Here is a 4,072-nt window from a genome sequence, read left to right as displayed (position 1 = left end):
CGCCAGTCGTGGGTGCGGGCCGGGCCCGGCCGGCCGTCGGCCGCCGAGGCCGCCGACCGGCTCATCGCCGGAGCCGAGCGGACCGTGGCCGTCGTGCTGTCCGGCGACCCGGAGCAGGAGGACGCCGTCTGCGCGGCCCTCGCCCGCCCGCCCCGCCCCGGCCGCGAGGGCGTCGCCGTCCGGCTGCTGTGCCTGCCGGACGCCCTGGCCGGCCCGCGGATACCCGCGCTGGCGCGCACCGACCCGCGCTGCGAGGCGCGGACGGCCGACGGCGCGTTACCCGAGGCCCTGCTCGTCGACGGCCGGATCGGCTACGTACGGCCGGAGATGAGGCCGGAGCCGGGGCCGGGACTCGACCCCGAGCCCGGGCCGGAGCGGGCCGTGCCGCCGGTCTCGCTCGTGGAGGACGCGGCCACGGTGCAGGCCCTGGACCTGATGTTCGCCGGGGCATGGGGGAACGCGGCGGCGCTCGTCGAGCCCCCGCGCCCGCCCGGACGGCTGTGCGCCGACACCGCGCTGCGGATCCTGGAGTGTCTGCGGGCCGGGGTCACCGACGAGGTGGCCGCCCGCGACCTCAAGGTGTCGCTGCGCACCTACCGCCGTTACGTCGCGGAGATCATGCGCGAGCTGGGGGCGCATTCCCGGTTCCAGGCGGGGGTACGGGCGGTGGAGACGGGGCTTTTGCCAAGCCGCCCCTGAAGCACTCGAGACCTGACCATGTCACGAGGCGGGACGACGAAGCGATGACCAGACGATGACGGACCAGATGACGGAACGGATCACGGACCGGATGCCGGACCGGATCACCGAGCCGGCCGGTGCGGTAGAGGACGCCCTCGACCGCACCCTGCAAGAGGTACGCACCCTCTTGCACTCCACCGTTCACGAACACCGGGCCCGGCAGGCCAGAAGCGAGCTGTTCACCGAGGTGGGGGCGGCCGACGCGGCCTTTCTCGCCGCCGCCGAACAGGTCGTCGGCCAGGCCGTGCACAGCGTGGACGCGGCCTTCCCGGAGCCCACGGCCCGGCCCGCGGCCGACCAGGCGGCCCTGCACACCCTGGTCTCGGGCCTCGGCGACGCCATTGACGTACGGGTGCTGCGCACCCGGCCGCCGGCCGACCCCGGCCCCGCGCTCGGGCCGGGCGGCGGCCTCGGGGCCCGCCCGCCGCAGATCCGGATCGCGGCGGTGGCGCTGCCCACGGCCGTGATCGCCGATGGCCGGACCGCCCTGGTGTGCGCGGACTCCGCCGACGGGCGGCAGGCGTCCCTCGTCCAGGACCCGGCCGTGGTCGCCGCCCTGCACGCCATGTTCGGCAACATCTGGCGCTCCGCCGCGCCCGCCGCCCGCCCGCTCGACTTCGGCAACCGCGCCCGCACCGAGATGGTGCGGCGGGTGCTGCGGCGGCTGGGGGACGGGGTCACGGACGAGGCGGCGGCCCGGGAGCTGGCGATCTCGGTGCGCACCTACCGCCGCTACGTCACCGGAATCCTGGAGTTACTCGAGGTGAACTCCCGTTTTCAGGCCGGGGTGCGCGCCTGTGAGCTCGGCATCCTCGACCGATTCTCCACCGGCGGATGAACCGGCGGATGAACCGGTGGATGAAACGGAGCGATTTCCTTGTTCCCCACCACATTGTGATCCTGAGCGGGCTGGCGATAGGTTGCACGCGGGCGTGCCGGGAGATCTGGCAACAGCCGGTAATACAAGGGGATTTGGGGATGACGCAAGGGCGCGGAAGGGGTGCGACCGCCACGGCGGGCGCAAGTGGCGGACCGGGGACGGAACCGTCGCATTCACCCCGGCCCGGACAGGTACGAAAGTCCGGCAAGAACAGCGGAAAGGCAGCGCACGCGGGTCGCGGAAGTCAAAGCCCCAAGGGGACGCATGGCCGCCGAGTTCGCAGGAGCGCGGCGGGATCCGCATCCCGCGGGGTGCTCCCGCCGCTTGTATTCGGGCTGGCCGTGCTCATCGTGTGGGATCTCGCCATCCGTACCGGCGCCGTGGACACGTTCTACCTTCCGGCGCCCTACGACCTGGCGAAATATTTCGTCGACGAGTTGCTGCACGGCGATCTGCGCGACTACACCAAGGAGACGGTGTGGGAGGCGCTGGCAGGCAGCGGCATGGGGCTCGGGGTCGCCCTGCCGCTCGGCTATCTCATCGCGCGCAGCGACCTCGCGGCCTCGGCCCTCCAGCCGTATGTGGCCGCTTCGCAGGCGGTGCCCGCAGTGGCTCTGGCCCCGCTGCTCGCGCTGTGGCTCGGCTACGGGCTGCTGCCCATCGCCGTGCTGTGTGCGCTGCTGGTCTTCTTCCCCATCCTGGTGAACACCGTGCTGGGCTTGCGCTCGCTGGACCCCGATGTGATGGGGGCCGCGCGCGTGGACGGCGTGGGGTGGTGGGGGATGCTGTGGTACATCGAGCTGCCGCTCGCGCTGCCCAGCATTCTCGCGGGGGTGCGCAACGGCTTCACCCTGTCCATCACCGGTGCGGTGGTCGGCGAGTTCGTCATGGGCGGCGAGGGGCTGGGACAGCTCCTCTCGGTCCAGCGACAGGAGGCCGACACCATTGGGTTGTTCTCGACGCTCGTCATGCTCGCACTTCTCGCCGCCGGCTTTTATGGCGTCATTCGCCTGGTCGAGCGGCTCGTACAGCGCTGACTGACATCTTCCACTCATTGAGGAGAAGTACGTGCGTTTGGTAAGGACGTCCACCAGGCACGCCCTGAGACACCAGGTCACGGGGGCGGCTCTCGCGTCGGTGGTGGCAGCGGCCACCCTGACCTCATGCGCCGAGAAGCCGAAGGACGCGGGGGGCAAGAGCGGAGACAAGATCACGGTCGGGCTGACGTACACGCCCAACATCCAGTTCGCCCCGTTCTACGTGGCGGCCGAGAAGGGGTACTACAAGGACGCCGGGCTGAATGTCAGGCTGCGCCACCACGGTGCGTCCGAGCTTCTCTTCGGAGCCCTGAAGTCGGGCGTGGAGGATGTCACCTACGCGGGCGGGGACGAGATGCTTCAGGCCCGCTCCCAGAATCTCCCCATCGTGGACATCGCCACCTTTTATCAGAAATACCCGGTGGGCCTGATCGTCCCCAAGGATTCCGACATCAAGAAGCCCACGGACCTGAAGGGCCGTACGATCGGCACCCCCGGTCCCTACGGCGAGACCTATTTCGGTCTGCTGGCCTTGTTGAAAGAGGCAGGGCTCTCCCCCAAGGACGCCAAGGTGAAGAACATCGGCTTCACCCAGCAGGCGGCGCTGACCGGCAAAAAGGTCGAAGGCGTGATGGGCTACCTCAACAATGACGCCATTGCCTTCCAGGAGGCCGGCCAGGAGGTCCGCTCCCTGACGCTCGACGGGGGCGCCGAGGGCGATCCGCTGGTCGGGGTGGGAATCGGCGTCAAGGAAAAGACGCTGGACAAGCGCGGCGACGAGATGAAGAAGTTCGTCGACGCCACCCTGCGCGGTCTGCAGTACGCCATCGACAAACCCGAGGACACCGTCAAGATCAGCGAGAAGTACGTTCCCGGGCTCAAGAAGGACGAGAAGCGGCAGAAGAACGCGCTCGCGGTGCTCAAGGCCACCACGCCCATGATGCAGAACGACGCGGGCGAGCTGGGCGCCAACGATGCGCAGAGCTGGAGCCGGATGGCCGACTTCATGTACGACCAGGGCCTGCTGGAGAAGGCGGTCACGCCGGAAGACGCGTACTCCAACGACTATCTGCCCAAGTCGTAGTCGCTGGTCGAAGCCTGCCTCACCCGGCCGGGCGGCGGGAGCTCATCCGCCCGCCGCCCGGCCGTCCGCTGTCCCGTCTTGCGCCGCCCGGTGGTGCAGCGCGCCCGCCACCGCGAACGCCGCGACCGCGCCGACCGCGAGCGCGACCCAGCTGCCCGTCGCCGAGGCGTGCACGATCACGAACAGCCCGATCGGCGGCCCGGAAGCCGTGCCGAGGTTCCACGCCAGCGACGCCAGGGCGCTCGCCCGGCCCACGGCCGTCTCCCCGGACCAGCGCAGCAGCAGCGGATAGAACGCCGAGGAATACATCAGCTCGCCCGCGTCGTTCTG

The 4,072-nt window shown here is 70.4% G+C and carries 4 protein-coding genes and 1 pseudogene; 4 read left to right on the top strand and 1 reads right to left on the bottom strand.

Annotated elements, in window-relative coordinates; all coding sequences use genetic code 11:
* The 4 genes from CCN51_RS35655 to CCN51_RS35640 form a co-directional block, all read left to right on the top strand.
* On the top strand, nucleotides 1-699 hold a 699-nt coding region (locus tag CCN51_RS35655; protein WP_086860533.1), incomplete at its 5' end, for a helix-turn-helix transcriptional regulator.
* Between the two features lie 55 nt (nucleotides 700-754).
* Nucleotides 755-1,579, top strand: a complete 825-nt coding sequence (locus tag CCN51_RS35650) for a helix-turn-helix transcriptional regulator (RefSeq protein ID WP_014179295.1) — start codon at nucleotides 755-757, stop codon at nucleotides 1,577-1,579.
* A gap of 545 nt (nucleotides 1,580-2,124) precedes the next feature.
* The gene (locus CCN51_RS58220) at nucleotides 2,125-2,658 is read left to right on the top strand and encodes an ABC transporter permease (RefSeq protein WP_405385167.1); all 534 of its coding nucleotides are present in this window, start codon (nucleotides 2,125-2,127) and stop codon (nucleotides 2,656-2,658) included.
* 31 nt (nucleotides 2,659-2,689) lie between these two features.
* A complete protein-coding gene (locus tag CCN51_RS35640; RefSeq protein WP_106436429.1) occupies nucleotides 2,690-3,742 on the top strand; it encodes an ABC transporter substrate-binding protein in 1,053 nt (350 codons plus the stop codon).
* A 42-nt stretch (nucleotides 3,743-3,784) separates the two neighbouring features.
* Here CCN51_RS35640 and CCN51_RS35635 read toward each other — a convergent pair.
* A pseudogene (locus tag CCN51_RS35635) lies at nucleotides 3,785-4,072 on the bottom strand (MFS transporter); the annotation flags it as partial.

It is taken from the genome of Streptomyces milbemycinicus (genome assembly GCF_002154605.1).
GTDB lineage: Bacteria > Actinomycetota > Actinomycetes > Streptomycetales > Streptomycetaceae > Streptomyces > Streptomyces milbemycinicus.
Note: the sequence above shows the minus strand (reverse complement) of the source record. Positions and strands in the feature narration are given on the sequence as shown.